Source organism: Brucella pseudogrignonensis (assembly GCF_002252525.1).
Classification (GTDB): domain Bacteria; phylum Pseudomonadota; class Alphaproteobacteria; order Rhizobiales; family Rhizobiaceae; genus Brucella; species Brucella pseudogrignonensis.
Window position 1 is genome coordinate 168,909 of sequence record NZ_NNRM01000044.1, and the last position, 16,966, is coordinate 185,874.

Consider the following 16,966-nt stretch of genomic DNA (forward strand, 5'->3'; position numbering starts at 1 on the left):
CATCCCGATTGCCAAGTCAAGCTCGCAGCTCGGTAGACGCCGTGTGCTATCGCCACAATTCTTTCTCTACTGGCCGCAGTATCCATCGTCATATTCGACATTTGGCACAATATATCGAGAGCGTTGCTGGCCGAGTGACATGGGCATTGCAAATTGCATCGGATGGAAGAGCTTCAGTGGGCTTCACGCATCTTTGCTGTTTTAAACCCAGAAAATTGCCGAATTCCAACCGGAACTAACATTAGCAAGCCCATCATCGATGAGTAAATCTCCGGTGCGACTAATAGAATCGCCGCCAAGATCATCAGGATGTTCTCCCAGGGCTTTGTTCTCACCAACAAAAAGCCAGAGAGCGCGGCGCCAAGTGCGGTAATACCGAGGGCGCAACCGAAAAACGCTATAAAGAAGTCAGGCCAGTTGAAATTGGATGTTACCAATAACAGGGACGGCGAGAAAACGAAGACAAACGGCACCAATACTTTGCCCAATCCGAGGCGAAACGCGGTATTGCCGGTCTTGAATGGATCGGCCCCCGCCATACCCGCAGCTGCATAGGCGGCGAGCGCCACCGGTGGTGTTATGTCGGCCAGAACGCCGTAATAGAATACAAAGAAATGCGCGACGATAGGCTCCACACCAAGAAGCCCCAGAGCAGGTGCGGCAATGGTGGCCATAATGATGTAGTTCGCCGTTGTCGGAATGCCGCACCCCATGAGGATGCAGACAATTCCGGTCATTATGAGCGTAAAAAGGAGTGTGAGACTCTGCGGTCCAAACGAAGTGACTGGCAGGATCGTCCCAAAAAAGCCAGCGAGCTGGGCGGCCGTCGATGTTACTATATAGGAAATTTTGAAACCAACCCCAGTGAGCGTCACCACGCCCACGATAATGCCGACAGTAGCCGCCGCTGCACCAACGGCAAGAGCGTATTTCGCACCGTCTCGCAGACCGTCTAGTATCTCCCCCACCGTCATGCGCTTGCGGGGATTAAGAAGGCCGACCGCAATACACAAGGTTATCCCCCAGAAGGCCGCGAGATAAGGCGTATAGCCGGACAACAGCACACCAATCAGCACCACGAGTGGAATGACTGTCGGCCAATCGCGCTTAAAGGCCTCACCGAGATCTGGCAACTCCTCCTTGGTCATGCCGCGCAAACCATTGCGCTTGGCCTCAAAATGAACCTGCATCAACACACCGAAAAAATGCATAAAGGCCGGCACAATAGCGGCCAGGATGATAGTCGTATAAGGCAAGTTGAGAAATTCGATCATCAGGAACGCAGCTGCGCCCATGATCGGAGGCGTAATTTGCCCCCCCGTTGAGGATGCCGATTCCACCGCTGCCGCGAAATGCCTTTTATATCCAAGCCGGATCATTGCAGGGATTGTTAAAGAACCCACTGTGACCGTGTTGGCGACTGAAGAACCAGAGATCATACCGAACAGCGCGGAGCCAAAAATCGAAACCTTTGCAGGTCCGCCAGCGAAGCGCCCTGCCACCCAGGCTGCACAATCAAGAAACAATTGCCCCAAACCAATGCGGGTCGCGAAAACACCAAACAAGACAAAATGGAAGACATAGGTGGCAACGACGCCGAGCGCGATACCATAAATGCCCTGTGTCGTCAGATAAAGATGGTCAATCAATTGGCTTACAGTCGCACCCGGATGAACCAATATACCGGGCATATGGCGTCCATAGAGCGCGTACAGCATGAACAGAATTGAGATAATGGGCAGCGGCCAACCCACCGAGCGCCGTGTTGCTTCCAAAAGCACTACGACCAACAAACCTCCAAGAACAACGTCTGTGGTGGTCGGGTTGCCAACCCGGAAAGCAAGATCGTCAAGCGGTATTAAAGGGACGTGCAGCACTGCCACAACAGCGATAACCGCCAACGCCCAGTCAATGATTGAAATACCGAGGGGTCTTAGCAGCGAAGAGGTTTCTGGCTGATCATAACCCTTCCGCGAAAAGGGGAAGACTAGAAAAACCAAGCCCAACACGAAGGAAAGATGGATGCCGCGATGCACCATTTCCGACAAAAGGCCGAAACCAGCGGTATAGTAGTGAAACAAAGATAAAACGATGAGCAGGAACCCGACGATACGAGCGGCAATCGGCGCCAGCGGACGAAACCGTATCTCGGAATCGAACTGTTCTTCAAGCTCTCGCGCTTTGGCCTCATCCAATTCCATTGGCGAGAGTTTCATTTCTTGTCCGTTCACCACACCAGCCCTCTTTAGTTTCACATCCATCTGGATGTCATGAAACCCAACCTTTTGCGGGCACCAATTTGGCGCCCGCATCTCTGAGTTGTGTTTCAACGTGCCCATTCATTCCACTTGGAAAGGATAGACTTACTTGAGAACACCTGCTTCCTTGTAGAACCGCTCCGCACCTGGGTGCAGCGGAATTCCAAGACTGGTGGTTGCTGTATCAAGCTTGATAAGCTTGCCTTTTGCGTGACCGGCATCGAGAGCCTGCCTGCTTGCATCATTAAAGAGAGTCTTTGTGATGTTGTAGACCAGTTCATCCGGCTGCTTTGCGCTCGTCACCCACTGGGCCGCAACGGCGAGCGTTTCTGTCTGCCCAACATCCTTGTAGGTATCTGCCGGCACGGTATCCTTTGAGAAGAAATTGTATTTTTCTCTGATCTTTTCAGCCTCGGGGCCGGAAATTGGAACAAGGGAAATGCCATTCGATGTAGCAAGCTCCGAAATCGCTCCCGTGGGGTATCCACCAACGAAGAAATAAGCATCGAGCGCGCCATCCTTCAAACGCTCGCCCGCCGGACCCGGCTTCAAATGCTCTGCCTTCACGTCACTTTCACTCAGGCCATAGGCCTCAAGAACGATCCGAGCATCAACAATCGTACCAGAACCGGGCTCATCAATCGAAACGCGCTTCCCCTTAAGGTCGGCAACAGATTTGATCCCTGCATCTTTACGCGCTACCAGATGTATGGTTTCAGGGTAAAGAGTCGCGATCAGACGCAGATCTTCGACCTTGCTCTTGCCGTCATACAAGCCAGTGCCAGTGTGAGCCCAGTAAGCAACATCCGACTGCGTAAAGCCAGACTCCAGTGAGCCAGATTGTATCGCGTTGATATTGGCGACCGATCCGTTGGATGAAACAGCAGTGGCCACCAATCCTGGGACACCTTTATCTCCGGCACCGGAAATCGCATTCGCGATCAGCCCACCGATCGGGTAATAGGTGCCTGCCGTTCCACCGGTGCCGATGCGAAAAAACGCAGGAGCTTGTGCAAAAGCAATGCTCGTTCCAACGGCAACAAAACCTGCAACAACAGCAAATGCTGCCCGACGACTGAACTTTCTCACTGTCATTTCCCTCCGTTCCCTCGTTAATTTTGTTTAAATTATGTCTTGGAGCATGAAAAGCTAGCCATAGCTTGTCAAGCGCTCGATCGGTCTTTGGTCGCTGCTGCCGGCCTGAAAGAATTACCCATTCAGCAAAATTAAAATTTTCGTCACTTCTTCAATGTATAATTGCAATTTTCACAGTTATATATTTGGTTCCCATCTAAATATTATTATTAATAATAATAAATACAATACGTTATATATAATATCAGCGTTATTTCGGCTTCGTATGCTGCTTTATAAAACACGAATCTATATTGATGACGTCAGAATTCCAAAACAGTTTGGGATTTTAAAAAGAATGCTGTAGCGTTCAGCAAATCTGTGGGAGGACACTTTCGAATATGGCAGAAAAGCATTCTGCATAGCCTTTTGTCTGATCGCTGAACTGATAGTCCAGCGGTGTCTTTCGAGGTGAGGAGGAAGCATGCAATTTTTTAATCGTAAAACTACTGTTTCTCTGGCCATGGCTATAGGATTAGCCGTCGGCATAACGCAAACACGAGCTGAAGAATTTGTAAATATTCTGACGGGCGGCACCAGCGGCGTCTACTACCCGCTCGGGGTCGCCATGGAAAAAATCTATTCGAGCATTCCTGATGTGCGTCCTTCGGTTCAGGCGACCAAGGCATCCATCGAGAATATCAACCTGATTAATAGCGGTCGCGGCGAAGTCGCCTTCACGCTGGGCGATTCCCTGCGCGACGCTTATGAAGGCAACGAAGCTGCGGGCTTTAAAAAGAAGCTCACCAATCTCAGCACCCTTGCAGCTATTTATCCGAATTATGTCCAGATCGTCGCCTCCAAGGAATCCGGCATCAAGACGTTGGCCGATCTCAAGGGAAAACGTCTTTCCGTAGGCGCGCCCAAATCGGGAACCGAACTGAATGCGCGCACCATTCTGGAGGCCGCGGGGCTTTCTTATGACGATCTCGGCAAGATCGAATATCTGCCTTTCGCAGAATCTGTCGAGCTGATGAAGAACCGCCAATTGGATGCGACCTTGCAGTCTTCCGGACTTGGCGTGGCCTCATTGCGCGACCTTGCCAACTCCGTGGACATCAACGTTGTTGAGGTTCCGGCAGACGTTATCGAGAAAATTGGTGCGCCTTATCAGGTCAACACAATCCCCGCGAATACCTATAGTGGCCAGGACAAGGACGTCGTGACGGCTTCCGTGATCAACTATCTGATCGTTCGTCCCGATATGGATGAAGAACTGGTTTACCGGATGACCAAGGGGTTCTTCGAGAATCTCGACCAGCTGGCTGCTGCCCATTCTTCCGCAAAGGCAATCAAGCTCGACAAAAGCACCATCGTATCTCCGGTTCCGATTCATCCCGGCGCGCAGCGTTACTACAAGGAAAAAGGCATCGAATAGGCCGGCAGCAATCCTGCCCGGCGGACGATATCCGAGTGACATTGCACGGGTATCGTCCTTTTCCGGCCGACGGCGCTCGATCCCTGTCAATCGGATCGCTCCCGTAACTGTTCATTTCAACTTGCATAATCTGATGAAGGTTCGTTCATGACGCAGAGCGAGAACAGCGCCGTTGAATCGGCTGAGCATATTCCCGCCTGGGGGGTCGGCGCAGGCGCAAAAATCCTGTTTGCCATCGCCGTGGCTTTTTCGGTTTTCCAGCTTTGGACTTCTGCCTATTCACCATTGCCAAGTCAGGTGGTCCGCTCCATCCATGTCGGATTTCTGCTTCTGCTTCTCTTCGGCCTCTATGCCAATGCGAGTACAGTCGCTGCCAAACGAGTGGCTTTCTGGCTGGCTGCCATTGTCGCTTTCGCGCTCAGTCTTTACCATTGGATTTTCTACGAAGATCTGGTGATCCGGGCTGGCGAACCCAATACGCTCGATATCGTGATCGGCATTCTCGTGGTCGGTCTCGTCTTCTGGGCGGGCAAAAAGATGATGGGCTGGACCTTGCCGCTCATCTGCGCGATCTTTTTGGCTTACGGTCTGTTCGGGCAATATCTGCCGCATCCATTCAATCATCGCGGATATGATTTCGAGCAGGTTGTCGAGGTTCTCTTTCTGGGAACAGAGGGAATTTACGGCACGCCGATCTATGTCTCGTCGAGTTATATTTTCCTTTTCATCCTGTTCGGGGCATTTCTCGAACGCGCTGGCATGATCCAGCTCTTCAACGACATTGCCATGGGAACGGTCGGCGCATCGCGGGGCGGGCCAGCAAAAGTTTCGGTAATCTCGTCCGCACTCATGGGAACGATCAACGGTTCCGGTGTCGCCAATGTCGTAACGACAGGCGCGTTCACCATTCCGCTCATGAAGCGTTCCGGCTTCCGCCCGTCCTTTGCTGGTGGTGTTGAAGCGGTGGCCTCGATGGGCGGCCAGATCATGCCCCCGGTCATGGGCGCGGTTGCCTTTATCATGGCTGAAACGCTCGGCCTGCCCTATGTCGAGATCGTCAAGGCGGCAATCGTTCCCGCAATTCTCTACTTCATAACTGTCTTCGTGATGGTTGATCTTGAAGCGCGTCGTCTCAAGATGAAGGGCCTCAATAAAAGCGAAATGCCAAGTGCGCTTGAAGCAATGCGAAAACGCTGGTTTCTGGTTCTGCCGCTGGTCGCATTGGTATGGCTGCTTTTCTCGGGCTATACGCCACTTTTTGCAGGCACGGTTGGCCTCAGCCTGACCGCGCTCATCATCCTCGGTGTGCCGGTTTCCGGCTCGATGTCGATGCCGCTGCGCGTGCTGTTCTGGGTCGCGCTCGGCGTCATGTCGGCTGCGGCTTTCGGCACCACCTTCAGTATATTCGGCTATGTCCTGCGCGGCATCACACTGATCATCTGCCTCGTTGCGCTGTTGGTCGCGATAAATTTTCTGGTGCGCGGCGGACGTGCAACGCTGAGCCTTTGCCTCGAAAGCCTTGCGGAAGGTGCCAAGAATGCGCTGCCCGTGGGCATCGCCTGTGCGCTGGTTGGCGTCATCATCGGCATCCTGGCGCTGACTGGTGCCGGATCAACTTTCGCACGCGCGATCGTCAGTGTTGGGGAAAACTCGCTCTTCTTCTCGCTGGTATTGACCATGCTGGCCTGTCTCGTGCTCGGTATGGGCATTCCGACAATTCCAAATTACATCATCACATCCTCGATAGCTGGACCGGCGCTCCTTCACCTTGAAGTGCCGCTGCTGGTGTCGCATATGTTCGTCTTTTATTTTGGCATCATGGCCGACCTCACTCCGCCTGTCGCGCTCGCAGCTTTTGCAGCGGCACCGATTGCGCGAGAGTCCGGTATGAAGATCGGCATGCAGGCGATCCGGATCGCGGTTGCGGGTTTTGCAGTGCCCTTCATGGCAGTGTACGAGCCGGTTATCATGCTTCAGGAGGGCGGGCCTCTTTCCGAAAAATTCGGTTTCTGGCCCGCCTTCGTCTATATGTTCATCAAGGCGCTGCTCAGCATTCTGCTTTGGGGTGCGGCCGCCATCGGCCATCTTCGAACACCGTTAAAGATGTGGGAACGCATATGGGCTTTCGTTGCCATTGCTCTGATGCTCGCCACCTATCCCTTTAGCGATGAGCTCGGCTTTGCGGCTTGTGCGGCCTTTCTTGTGTGGCATTTCTGGAGGTCGCGGCCTTCCGTTGTCGCGATATCCGGTTGATGGCGGTCTGCATTGCAACGGCTGGCGGCGTCCTGAAAATCGCCGCCACAAGTTTTATTCTTTCATGGACGCACAGCGTTGAGAAAGTGCCATGGCGGGAGTCCTGGACTGTCTCATCTCAGGGGCTTGTCTTGTCGGAAGCTCGCATCAAGGGCTCCGGCGCGGGGATGGATCCGCCAGCGGATGCGGTTCTGAAAGAGGGTTGGTATGTTTATCACCCGACCATTCCTCCTAGGCAGGAAATCCTTCTTGCTGCGTCTGGCAAGACGAGTGGAGGCTGGACTTTCTGTTCGAAACAGCAATGTATGGAACTGGGTAGCAGCGAAGAAGAACCCATCCATATACAAATCTGCAAGTAGTTCTGTTCACTGTATTTCAGCGAACGGAACGATCTCGGAGGACGATCAACCGTTTCAACCATTTGATTGCCAGTCAAGACATACTTAATGAACCTGCTTGGCACACTGGGGGTAGCTTTGCCAAATTGAGAGCAGAACTTAGGTCAGCTGTAACTAATGGCCCTGCAACAACGAACGTCGAGTATCGGCATCCGCGGATCAACGGCCGCATGCCTTTGGGCCCATAAAACTCTGACAGCGCTATCTCTTTTGCCAGCCGTCTTGCGCGAACTTCGGTCGAAGCTTACAAGGAGAAACATAGATTTGAGTCTTGTAGCAAGGAAAGTGGATCATCAGATTTTGGATGAGGCAGAAAATGGAAAAAGGCCGATTTGATACCGGGCCCATTCCGGTTCAAAACGCCTGAGTTGGACTATGGCGGTCATGGTCGCGACGACACGACTGCGCAGCTTGATGCGTCACTTCAAGCCATTTCGGCGATAGCCCACAATATTCGCATGCCCAAGTGCTAAAGCCTCTCTACCGTCGCCCATCCACCGGACGCGCGCACAACAATTGTTGCGCCGGAACCCACACGTGCGCCTCAGTCGCATGATATTTCCGAGGCAGCACCGATGACTGGCACTACCCTGACAATCGGGCAGCCATTGATCGCGCACGTATCTCGAATGTCCTCGATGTCTCAGCCAAGGGCAACATGACACCGATCTATGTTCAGGAGTTGGCGCAAACAATCGTCCAGACCGCCACGACTATCCTCGACGAAGTGAAGGCGCAGTTGGAACCGGTCGCGGCAATCTCTTCAATCGCGACGGTCCTTTAGCAGATGACAGAGCCCGGCCAACCGCTTGATGTGGCCTCTGAAGGTGGGAGGTCAGTTTCATCGCATTGCCGAGACTTCGAACCGCATCAATGCTCATAACAAAGGCCGACACCCTTTGGTCGCCGGCCCTTTGCATGGTGTAATAGCCTCACACTACATCTTCGGCAGAAGCACCCTGTCGACGACATGGATGACGCCGTTGGACTGCTTGACGTCAGCGATCGTGACATGGGCGACGCCGCCCATTTCGTCGGTCAGCGTGATTTTGCCCATGCTTTCCTTAGCTTTCAGGATGCAGCCCCCCAAGGTCTTTACGTCATGGATACCCTTGTCATCCTTGATCATCTTTTCGATGGTCTTGGACATGGCATCAGCGGCAACAACGTGGCAGGTGAGAACCTTGACGAGTTGTGCCTTGTTTTCCGGCTTCAAGAGGGTGTCGACGGTGCTTTTGGGCAGTGCGTCGAAGGCTTCATTTGTTGGCGCGAAAACGGTGAAGGGGCCTTTGCCCTGAAGCGTTTCGACAAGGCCAGCGGCTTTCACAGCGGCGACGAGCGTCGTGTGGTCCTTGGAGTTCATCGCGTTTTCAACGATGTTCTTGTTTTCGTACATGGCGGCACCACCGACTTCCGGATTGGCGGCATAGGCGACGGCTGCCGTGCCGGATACGAGCGCTGCAACTGCAACGGCGCGAAGTGCGGACTTGAACATGATGGTTTCCTCTTCCTCTGAACGCCTCGGCGCGGATTCGCGCCTCCCAGGCCGTCCCCTTTGGGTGACGCAAGAAGAGACGAGCACGTGAGAAAAAGAGTTTCAGCCGAAGCAATAAATATTTGCGAATTTTCTTCTGACGATCGCGAAGCTATGTCTTGGCTCGCCGGAATGGCCAGACGAGTAGGTTTCCAGCAAACACCGCCACCCATACCAGAGGAGGTTGCAAAGGCAGACGGACCAGATGATAGAGGCATTGCCACAGTGAGGCAGTTGCGTCCCCCAGTCCGTCGATTGCATGCTTGATATTGGCGGGGAATACGCAGACGGCATAGAGCGCCAGGCCAATAGCGGCAGCTTTGCGCAACCGCGGCACCAGAAGTCCGGCCGCGCCAGCGATTTCACACAGGCCTGTCAGGAAAATGACTGTCTCCGGCTCGGGAACCCAGGCAGGTGTAATGACGAGAAAGGGTTTAGGTAGGACGATATGTAGAATGCCCGCCAGGCCATAAAACGCGGACAATACCCAACGGCACCGCCGCTGCCATACATCAACCCTGCCATCAATGCTTGCCATCATTCGCGATCCGCCGCTCGACATCCCGCTTCATGCCAATCAGATTAGCCTTTCGGCCAGCAACAGTTTCAATCGCTGCGATTGCCAGGTCGCTGGCCACGAAGTCCGACTTGTGTCCGAGATTGTGGACGACGATCAGGCTTGCGCCGCGAATATCTCGGGCAAGATGCCGGGAGTGGACCTCCGGTGCCACGATCTTGTCCGTGTCACCTGTTATGATCACCGTCGGTGCTTTGATTTTGCGGTAGTTTGCCGACGCGGTTTTGGCCCAGGAGCTCAAAGCGGCAACCTCCCTTGCATTGTGCCGAAACGCGACCGGCCGCAGCGCCTGCCTCGCTCTGGTCTGTTCGAGATAGCCTCGCGGAACCGGGTTCGGCGCGAAGACACCTTTCGTCGCGCGATTGATCGCCACAATGCCGATCGGCGGCACGATCAGGGTGCTGAACAGCGCGCCTGTGACCGGGGAACTTGCAGCTTCGTAGTACCAGGCAATCCCGCCATTCAACGGATAGACCGCCGGAGACAGGAAGACGAGACCAGAAACCATATTCGGATAACGAACCGCAAAGGATGCGGCAATAGCCCCTCCGAAGGAATGCCCGACGATGATCGCGCGCGTGATGCCACGCTTCTTCATCAGCACGGCTATAGCGTCCGCTTGGCCATCGGGCAAAACATTTTGCTCGCCGCCGATGTCGGATTTGCCGTGACCCGGGCGATCGACGAAGAGCAGCTTCGCCCGCCCCTGCAGTTTCGCGCGAAACGAAAACATCGGGTCGTAAAGACTGGCGCTGGCGCCATGAATGAAGACGATAGGCGGAAGGTCTCCTCTCCTGCCCGGCTCATCCAAGACGCTATTGAGCTTGAAGCCGCCGACATTGATACGTACCGGCTCCGCTCCTTGTTTCGGCGCAGCAACTGCGAAAGCAGCAAAGAGCGCGAAGGAACCAGCCATTAGTAGCGCCGCAAACAGGCAAAGAATTCGTATCAGCATATCCTAGAGCTGCCGCGCCGTGCCGCTGGCGACAATTGGACCTGTGGGAAGCCCGGTGCGCGACCCTCCGAAGGGTTCGAGACTGACAGCGAGCGTAGCACCGGCGCCAATTGTCTGTCGCAGATCGGCCGGAATCAGCAACTCGCCGTCGGCATTCGGCTCGAAGACGCCAAGCGACTGCGGATTGCCGCTACCCGGCACGAACCAGAGCTGCAGCGATTTTTCCTGTGCTCTGCCAGCCGCGACGGGGACGATCCTGAGCCGTCCACTGGACGCGTCGAACGAAGCCAGCAGATTGACTCGATTGTCGGGTGCCGAAAGCTGCGCCACGACCAGGCCGCGCGACGAGGACGGCTGAAATACGCCGGACGCATATACCAATGCCGCGACCGCCACGAACGAAGTGGCGAGCGATACCCAGCGCCAGAAGCTTGCGGCGTCCAAGAGCCCGGTCGCGGCGGTCGATTGCGGCGCACCGAACAGCCGCCCTTCGATCTGTGCAAACACAGCCGCTCCTGGCGTCGCCTGCTGATAATCCTCATCGAACGAGGAGAAGTTCGACTGCCAGCGTTGGACAAGCAGCGAGAAATTCTGGTCGCTCTTCATCCGCTGATCCACACGTTGGCGCGCTTCTGCCGACAGGACACCCAGCACATATTCGCCAGCAATTACTTCGTCCTGTGCCCGTCCGCCGTCTTCGATGTGATCGCCCGGTGTCATCGCTGCATGCACTCCCTGAGCTTCAACAAGCTTCGGCGCAGCCACGTTCTGACCGTGTTCAGCGGAACATTCAGGTCGTCGGCCAATTCGAGATAGCTCAGCCCTTCGACATAAGCTCGCCTCACGGCTCCGGCATGGATGGCATCCAGTTCGCGCATGCAGTTGTCGATGCGGCGGCCTTCATCCGCCAGCACCATGTGCTGTTCGGGCGTGGAGATCGTCTCGTCGGCCAGATCGTAAGCCTCGTCAATATCATTGGTGACGGGTTTACGGGCACGGATAACATCGATGGCGTGATTGCGGGCAATCGCCGAAAGCCAGGTGGATGGTGAACCCGAACCGGTGGCAAAGGTCTTCGCTCGTTGCCAGACCTTGATATAGACTTCCTGAAGCGCTTCTTCTGCGTCCGGCCGATGTCTGAGGATCCGAAGACAGATCGCAAATAGTCTCGGATTGGTTGCCTGATAGAGAGACGCAAATGCGGCTCGATCTCCGATGGCAACCCGATTGATCAAATCTGCGATGTCATTAGTTTGCATTCGGGAATACCTCGCCACCGACCTTATATAGAGTTCACCGAATTTAAAAGGCAAGGAGGCGGTGGCAATAAATCTCGGCGCTGGCCGATCTCGGTCGAGCGATGTATTCGAGAGGCGACGACCATCGATCATCTGGATGCTCCCAATAATGGACTCTCGCCGCGTCCAAAAACGCGCATCGCGATCAAGCAGCTGGTTGCGGCGGCCATTGCGGAGAGGATCGTCCCCCAGGCGAGATCAGCGATCGTCAGCCCGATAACACAAAGAAGATAATAGGCGACGGCCGGCGCCCGCCTGAAATCCGCAATCAGCATATTGTCTATAACCGGCTGATAGAGCCTGCCCGCCATAGTGCTCATCCACACGAAGTCGATCGCGGCGAAGACGACAAGCGTCGCGACATAGGAAACAAAAATACGCTTCACGCAAACCTCCTTCATCGCTCGGTCCTCCACACTCAGTTGATCCGGGTCCAATCGATGGCCTTGCACAGAAGTCCGGCCACGATGCACCCTCTCGTGGTCATCTTGTCTCCATTCTCCGTCACCGTCAGCTTGTAGCTCATGTCACGCTGCGGGTCGAAGGCCGTGCCGGAGTAGACGCCATCGGCGCCCCGTTTGATGCTCATGACCAGCTTGTCGCCCTTCTTTCCTTTGGCGTACCTGGCTTGATCCAGGTGTTTATTGCGCAGATATCCGATCCACAGGACGCAATGCGAACCTTTGCATTGCCGTCGCCTCTCGCCCACTGGCCGTCGATATCGACGGCATGGGCTACAGCACAAACCGAAAAAGCCGTGAGTGACGCAGCCGCCGTGGCTAACATTATCTTCATCATGTTGGCGTCTCCTTTTCGAAGTGAGTTACAAATGCTGGATCGTGTAGAGGCCGACATCGATGCTTCCGTCCTCAAACCCTGCCTCGCAGTAACAGAGGTAGTAGTGCCAGAGCCTCTTGAATCGCTCGTCGAAACCGAGTGCGGCAATAACCGGCCAGCGTGCATGAAACCGCGCCCGCCATTCTCGCAGCGTTCGCGCGTAGGACTTTCCGAAATGTTCGACGTTGACGAGCTTCAGTTCGGCGGCACTCACCGCGGCCTCGAGCGCCTTGTCGGACGGCAGGAAGCCGCCGGGAAAGACGTATTTTTGGATAAAGTCGATGCTGCCGCGATAGCTTTCGAAACGTCGCTCCTCGATGGAAATGATCTGGAGGACGGCACGGCCATCCGGTTTCATGCAGCGCTTCAGGGTCTCGAAATAGCTTGGCCAATAGGCCTCGCCCACCGCCTCGAACATCTCAATCGAGACGATGCGGTCGAATTGGCCGTCGGTGTCGCGATAGTCCTGAAGACGCAGATCGACCTTATCAGATTTGCCAGCCTTTGTGACGACGTCTTTCGCCCAGGCGAGTTGCGAAGGCGACAACGTAATGCCGACTACATCGGCCTGGGAATTGACGGCGAGGTCGGAGGCCAAAGCGCCCCAGCCGCAGCCGATTTCCAGCACGCGTTCGCCGCCTGACAGCGCAAGCTTTTCGCGGATGCGGTCGAGCCTCTTGCGCTGTGCCGCCTCCAGGGTCGGCGTCGTCTTGTCGAAGATCGCCGAGGAATAGAGCATGGAAGAGTCGAGCCACTCCTTGTAGAAATCATTGCCCAAGTCGTAATGAGCTTCGATATTACGACGGCTGCCGCGTTTCGAATTGGCATTCAGGATATGGCCAATCCGGTTCATCAGCCGCATGAGGCCGTTTCCGTCGATCGCCGGCGCCAACGATTCGCCGTTTAAAGCCGCGAGCCGGATGACGGCCGTCAGGTCCGGCGTCGTCCAGTCTTCCTGCAAAAACCCTTCGGCGAAGCCAATATCGCCGGACGTCAGCACACGACGCAGCATCCGCCAACGGCGCAACACGATGACAGCGTCCGGTCCGGGCTCAGATCCGCCCGCCTCCACCACGGCACCGGATGGCAATATGACCTTCAGACGCCCATGACGAAGGCGGCCAATCAGGCGTTTCATCAGCCGGCCGCCAAAACCGAGATCTTCGTTCTCCGAGGGCAGGCCCGTCGGGATCCCCGGGAAATCGTCAAGCTGGCTCATGCAATTCTGCCTTCCTGAATGATGTTTCACTGTCGCCCTTCGATCTGCGGACATGGGAAAACGGATCTTCGAGAAGATGTGGGCGCATCCTCAGGCGAACGCCCTTCAGCCAGATCTTGAGAGCTTCCCAGTGAATGCCACCGACGACACGCAGCGTCAGCAAGGGGATCGTGAAGAATGCCCGCAAAAGAGCAGCGTCGGTCACTTCCGTCCGATTCCCCAGGTTCGCGGCCGTAAGCACCAGGCCTTCGCAGTCGTAGGTTTCGATGCGACTTGCCAGCCTACCCTTCGGGGCTGAGACACGGAACGTGAAGCGAAGGTTCATGTCCATGAAGGGCGATACGTAGAATTCCTTGTCGCAATGCTGGACGATCTCGTCGCCGGAACGCTCCTCGAACGGGATCATGTAGGCATGCCGCTCGCCGAAGGTATTGTCGACTTCCCCGAGGATTGCGCGCAATTCGCCGTATCGGCCATGGCAAAAGAAGACGCTGAGCGGGTTGAATGCCCAGTCCAACAACCTTGGCATGGTGAGAAGACGGATCGGTCCGCCATCCGGTTCGACGCCGACAGCGCTCATCAAGCTCTCCACCTGCATACGAAGGTTGGCGCCGGAACGATCGCCAGGATCTTTGAAAAAGAACGAAAAGAGGTTGAAGCGATCGACCGAAAACAATCCCAGCCGGCGATCGAGGATCTCAAGTTCGTCGATATCGATCAACAGCGAATAGATTCGATAAGCGAGCTTTTGCTCCTTAGGCCTCGGCCGCGCATGCGTCACATGACTGGGGACAAGAGCAGATTGAAGTGTGGCGCTCATACCGTCACCTCCAGTCCGACCGGCAGATTATGAGGTCTCACGAGCGGTTTGCGAACGATCCGGGCGCTTTCCTGTGCGACCTGCCAGGGCCGGCGCAGACCGCCGAGATCTTCGGCGACGGCCAGCCCCGCCTGAATGCCGTCCTCGTGGAATCCCGAGCCGAAATGCGCACCACAGAACCATGTATTGCGCACGCCTTGGAGCGACCAGATCTCCTGTTGCGCCCTGTCCGTGGCGGGATTGAAGACCGGATGCTCGTAGATTTCACGGCTAATCACGGTTTCCTCACGCGGCGCATGTTGCGGGTTGAGCGTGACAAATGTCGGGGGCGCCGTGCCGAGCGGCTGCAGCTTGTTCATCCAGTAGGTGATTGACGGCTGGACCGGCTCGTCGCATGCGCCGCACCTGTTATCGGCCACGTAGTTCCAGCTCGACCATGCGGCATGGCGTTTCGGCATCAGCGCGGTATCGCCATGAAGCACTGCCTCGTTGCGCGTATAACCGAAGCAGCCGAGCACGCGCCGCTCGTCATCGCTCGCATCGGCAAGTATGCGGAGCGCCTGATCGGCATGAGTCGCGATCACGACATCGTCGAACACGTGGCTCACACCATGCGTGTCGCTCAGTTCCACCCGTCCCTCAGTCCTGCGGATAGCCTTTACCGTCGTCGAAAGCCGGATTCTGTCAGCAAAACGGCACTTCATCCGCGCCACATATTCGCGGCTACCACCCTTCACCGTTCGCCAGACCGGACGGTTCCACAGTTCGAGCAGGCCATGATTGCAGCAGAATTTTACAAAATGGGCTGCGGGATAGGCGCCGACCTGCATCGCCGGGGTCGACCAGATCGCCGCCGCCATCGGATAGAGGTGATCGTCGCGAAACGCGCGACCATAGAAGTTGCGATTCAAATAGTCGTCGAGCGACATGTCGCCCATGATCGCCAGGTCGCGCGGCGCAGTCCTGTAGAAACGCAGGAGGTCGCGCATTATCGACCAGAAACGCGGATTGGTGAGATTGGATTTCTGGGCGAGAAGACCGAAGCCCGTGCCGCCGGAATACTCAAAGGCCCCGTCATTCAGCGAGACCGCGAATGACATGTTCGAAGCCGCCGTCGGTACATCGAGGGCGTGAAAAAGGGCGGTCAGGTTGGGATAGGTGACCTCGTTGTAGACGATAAAGCCGGTATCGACGGCAACCGGGCCGGTCGCGCTTTCGAACTCAACTGTATTGCTGTGGCCACCGATCCGGTCTGACGCCTCGAAAACGGTCACATCATGCGACTGTGAGAGCAACCACGCCGCCGACAGCCCCGAAATTCCACTGCCAATAATTGCTATATTCAAACGTCTCTTGCCTGCGTTTCGAGGGTAATGTCCCATCAAATCCAAATACCTCGGCATTTTTTTCGTGGCCTAACGATCCCAGTTACGACAGCCGACCCGAAAGAGTTTCACTTCGGGAAGACAAATTCCGAAAGTTTTTTTGCTCAAGCCGAAACTAAGGCCTCCCGCTTTCCGTTGTTGATGGCAGATCACCTTCATGCAGGTGCACCGCCAGACAGATGCGCGAGCAGAAAGGCGCATGGAAAGCCATATGAACATCTCGCTTCTGATCATCATTGCAATCTGGGTGTCGCTCGCCATGGCGAGCGCCTGTGCCATACAGCGCTCTAAGGGCCAGAGCGGCGGGATCGACACGATTTGGTCCGCGGCGGTCGGCATCGGAGCCTGGGCGATCCGGCTCGGCGGCCATATCAGCGTGCGGACTGGAGGGGGCGGTGAAGATCCCCGCTACGCCAGGCTCATCGAGGAATGGGGCACGGGCGCATCTTCAAAATTGTTCATGTTTCTCCAGATCCAGGCACTTGTCGCATTCATTTTGGTCCTCGCCGTTTATCTCGCGGCGGCCAACAATGTTGCCTTCCCGCGGACGATCGATGGACTTGCGATCGCGGTCGCGCTCGTTGCGCTGGGCGGCGAAGCCGTAGCGGACGCGCAGCGCGCACGGTTTCGCAAGACCCCGCAGGCGAAAACATCTGTCTGTGAGGTCGGCCTATGGCGCTATTCCAGTCACCCGAACTGCTTTTTAGAGTGGCTATTATGGTGCTGCTGGCCGCTTCTCGCTCTTGCGGCGCCGATCTGGAGCTGGCTGGCGTTTCTGGCGGCGCTCCTGATGTATTGGTTGCTGGTGCATGTCTCGGGCATCTCGCCGCTTGAAGAACACATGCTTCGTTCGCGCGGCGAACAGTTTCGCGCCCTTAAACGGCACGTCAACGCATACTTTCCCGGCCCCCCGCAAATCC

The 16,966-nt window shown here is 55.7% G+C and carries 15 protein-coding genes and 2 pseudogenes; 5 read left to right on the forward strand and 12 right to left on the reverse strand.

The window, feature by feature from the left end:
• Positions 1-173: 173 nt before the first annotated feature.
• Both CEV34_RS20830 and CEV34_RS20835 read right to left on the reverse strand, forming a co-directional pair.
• Positions 174-2,261, reverse strand: coding sequence for a TRAP transporter permease (locus CEV34_RS20830; protein WP_162699609.1), 2,088 nt, complete (start codon positions 2,259-2,261; stop codon positions 174-176).
• A gap of 102 nt (positions 2,262-2,363) precedes the next feature.
• Positions 2,364-3,353, reverse strand: coding sequence for a TAXI family TRAP transporter solute-binding subunit (locus CEV34_RS20835; protein WP_094544426.1), 990 nt, complete (start codon positions 3,351-3,353; stop codon positions 2,364-2,366).
• Positions 3,354-3,816: 463 nt separating this feature from the next.
• Between CEV34_RS20835 and CEV34_RS20840 the strand changes: the two genes are divergently transcribed.
• From CEV34_RS20840 to CEV34_RS27595, 4 genes are all read left to right on the forward strand, one after another.
• On the forward strand, positions 3,817-4,770 hold the full coding sequence (locus CEV34_RS20840; RefSeq protein ID WP_064322874.1) for a TAXI family TRAP transporter solute-binding subunit: 954 nt from the start codon (positions 3,817-3,819) through the stop codon (positions 4,768-4,770).
• A 147-nt stretch (positions 4,771-4,917) separates the two neighbouring features.
• On the forward strand, positions 4,918-7,023 hold the full coding sequence (locus CEV34_RS20845) for a TRAP transporter permease (protein ID WP_094544427.1): 2,106 nt from the start codon (positions 4,918-4,920) through the stop codon (positions 7,021-7,023).
• Positions 7,023-7,382 (forward strand): DUF1850 domain-containing protein, encoded by a 360-nt coding sequence (locus tag CEV34_RS20850; RefSeq protein WP_007881541.1) that lies wholly within the window; start codon positions 7,023-7,025, stop codon positions 7,380-7,382. Before CEV34_RS20845 ends, CEV34_RS20850 begins: the two co-directional genes overlap by 1 nt.
• A gap of 697 nt (positions 7,383-8,079) precedes the next feature.
• The gene (locus CEV34_RS27595; protein ID WP_268877858.1) at positions 8,080-8,205 is read left to right on the forward strand and encodes a hypothetical protein; all 126 of its coding nucleotides are present in this window, start codon (positions 8,080-8,082) and stop codon (positions 8,203-8,205) included.
• Positions 8,206-8,358: 153 nt separating this feature from the next.
• Here CEV34_RS27595 and CEV34_RS20855 read toward each other — a convergent pair whose 3' ends face one another.
• The 10 genes and pseudogenes from CEV34_RS20855 to CEV34_RS20900 form a co-directional block, all read right to left on the reverse strand.
• Positions 8,359-8,916: a fasciclin domain-containing protein gene (locus CEV34_RS20855; protein ID WP_094544428.1), complete on the reverse strand. Its 558-nt coding sequence runs from the start codon at positions 8,914-8,916 to the stop codon at positions 8,359-8,361.
• Between the two features lie 151 nt (positions 8,917-9,067).
• The gene (locus tag CEV34_RS20860) at positions 9,068-9,439 is read right to left on the reverse strand and encodes a DoxX family protein (protein WP_312471148.1); all 372 of its coding nucleotides are present in this window, start codon (positions 9,437-9,439) and stop codon (positions 9,068-9,070) included.
• 40 nt (positions 9,440-9,479) lie between these two features.
• Complete coding sequence (locus CEV34_RS20865) at positions 9,480-10,448, reverse strand: alpha/beta fold hydrolase (RefSeq protein WP_094544429.1); 969 nt, start codon at positions 10,446-10,448, stop codon at positions 9,480-9,482.
• A gap of 42 nt (positions 10,449-10,490) precedes the next feature.
• Positions 10,491-11,207: an anti-sigma factor gene (locus CEV34_RS20870; RefSeq protein ID WP_094544430.1), complete on the reverse strand. Its 717-nt coding sequence runs from the start codon at positions 11,205-11,207 to the stop codon at positions 10,491-10,493.
• Entirely contained in the window at positions 11,204-11,746 is a 543-nt protein-coding gene (locus tag CEV34_RS20875) for a sigma-70 family RNA polymerase sigma factor (protein ID WP_007881554.1), read from the reverse strand. The genes CEV34_RS20870 and CEV34_RS20875 overlap by 4 nt, the downstream gene beginning before the upstream one ends.
• Before the next feature lie 128 nt (positions 11,747-11,874).
• The gene (locus CEV34_RS20880; protein ID WP_083898704.1) at positions 11,875-12,171 is read right to left on the reverse strand and encodes a DUF2177 family protein; all 297 of its coding nucleotides are present in this window, start codon (positions 12,169-12,171) and stop codon (positions 11,875-11,877) included.
• Positions 12,172-12,203: 32 nt separating this feature from the next.
• A pseudogene (locus tag CEV34_RS20885) lies at positions 12,204-12,571 on the reverse strand (DUF2147 domain-containing protein).
• Between the two features lie 37 nt (positions 12,572-12,608).
• On the reverse strand, positions 12,609-13,841 hold the full coding sequence (locus CEV34_RS20890; protein WP_007881557.1) for an SAM-dependent methyltransferase: 1,233 nt from the start codon (positions 13,839-13,841) through the stop codon (positions 12,609-12,611).
• Entirely contained in the window at positions 13,828-14,661 is an 834-nt protein-coding gene (locus CEV34_RS20895; RefSeq protein ID WP_064322877.1) for a DUF1365 domain-containing protein, read from the reverse strand. The genes CEV34_RS20890 and CEV34_RS20895 overlap by 14 nt, the downstream gene beginning before the upstream one ends.
• Positions 14,658-16,043 carry an NAD(P)/FAD-dependent oxidoreductase gene (locus CEV34_RS20900; protein WP_094544431.1) on the reverse strand — a complete coding sequence of 462 codons (1,386 nt, stop codon included), beginning with the start codon at positions 16,041-16,043 and terminating at the stop codon, positions 14,658-14,660. The genes CEV34_RS20895 and CEV34_RS20900 overlap by 4 nt, the downstream gene beginning before the upstream one ends.
• A gap of 214 nt (positions 16,044-16,257) precedes the next feature.
• On the opposite strand from CEV34_RS20900, the pseudogene CEV34_RS27120 reads away from it, so the two are divergent.
• A pseudogene (locus CEV34_RS27120) lies at positions 16,258-16,956 on the forward strand (DUF1295 domain-containing protein); the annotation flags it as partial.
• Positions 16,957-16,966: the final 10 nt, after the last annotated feature.

Bases quoted from the DNA above. Each gene is read 5' to 3' on its own strand.
- CEV34_RS20830 (WP_162699609.1), bottom strand. From the start codon at position 2,261: ATGGATGTGAAACTAAAGAGGGCTGGTGTGGTGAACGGACAAGAAATG.
- CEV34_RS20835 (WP_094544426.1), bottom strand. From the start codon at position 3,353: ATGACAGTGAGAAAGTTCAGTCGTCGGGCAGCATTTGCTGTTGTTGCA.
- CEV34_RS20840 (WP_064322874.1), top strand. From the start codon at position 3,817: ATGCAATTTTTTAATCGTAAAACTACTGTTTCTCTGGCCATGGCTATA.
- CEV34_RS20845 (WP_094544427.1), top strand. From the start codon at position 4,918: ATGACGCAGAGCGAGAACAGCGCCGTTGAATCGGCTGAGCATATTCCC.
- CEV34_RS20850 (WP_007881541.1), top strand. From the start codon at position 7,023: ATGGCGGTCTGCATTGCAACGGCTGGCGGCGTCCTGAAAATCGCCGCC.
- CEV34_RS27595 (WP_268877858.1), top strand. From the start codon at position 8,080: ATGACACCGATCTATGTTCAGGAGTTGGCGCAAACAATCGTCCAGACC.
- CEV34_RS20855 (WP_094544428.1), bottom strand. From the start codon at position 8,916: ATGTTCAAGTCCGCACTTCGCGCCGTTGCAGTTGCAGCGCTCGTATCC.
- CEV34_RS20865 (WP_094544429.1), bottom strand. From the start codon at position 10,448: ATGGCTGGTTCCTTCGCGCTCTTTGCTGCTTTCGCAGTTGCTGCGCCG.
- CEV34_RS20870 (WP_094544430.1), bottom strand. From the start codon at position 11,207: ATGACACCGGGCGATCACATCGAAGACGGCGGACGGGCACAGGACGAA.
- CEV34_RS20875 (WP_007881554.1), bottom strand. From the start codon at position 11,746: ATGCAAACTAATGACATCGCAGATTTGATCAATCGGGTTGCCATCGGA.
- CEV34_RS20890 (WP_007881557.1), bottom strand. From the start codon at position 13,841: ATGAGCCAGCTTGACGATTTCCCGGGGATCCCGACGGGCCTGCCCTCG.
- CEV34_RS20895 (WP_064322877.1), bottom strand. From the start codon at position 14,661: ATGAGCGCCACACTTCAATCTGCTCTTGTCCCCAGTCATGTGACGCAT.
- CEV34_RS20900 (WP_094544431.1), bottom strand. From the start codon at position 16,043: ATGGGACATTACCCTCGAAACGCAGGCAAGAGACGTTTGAATATAGCA.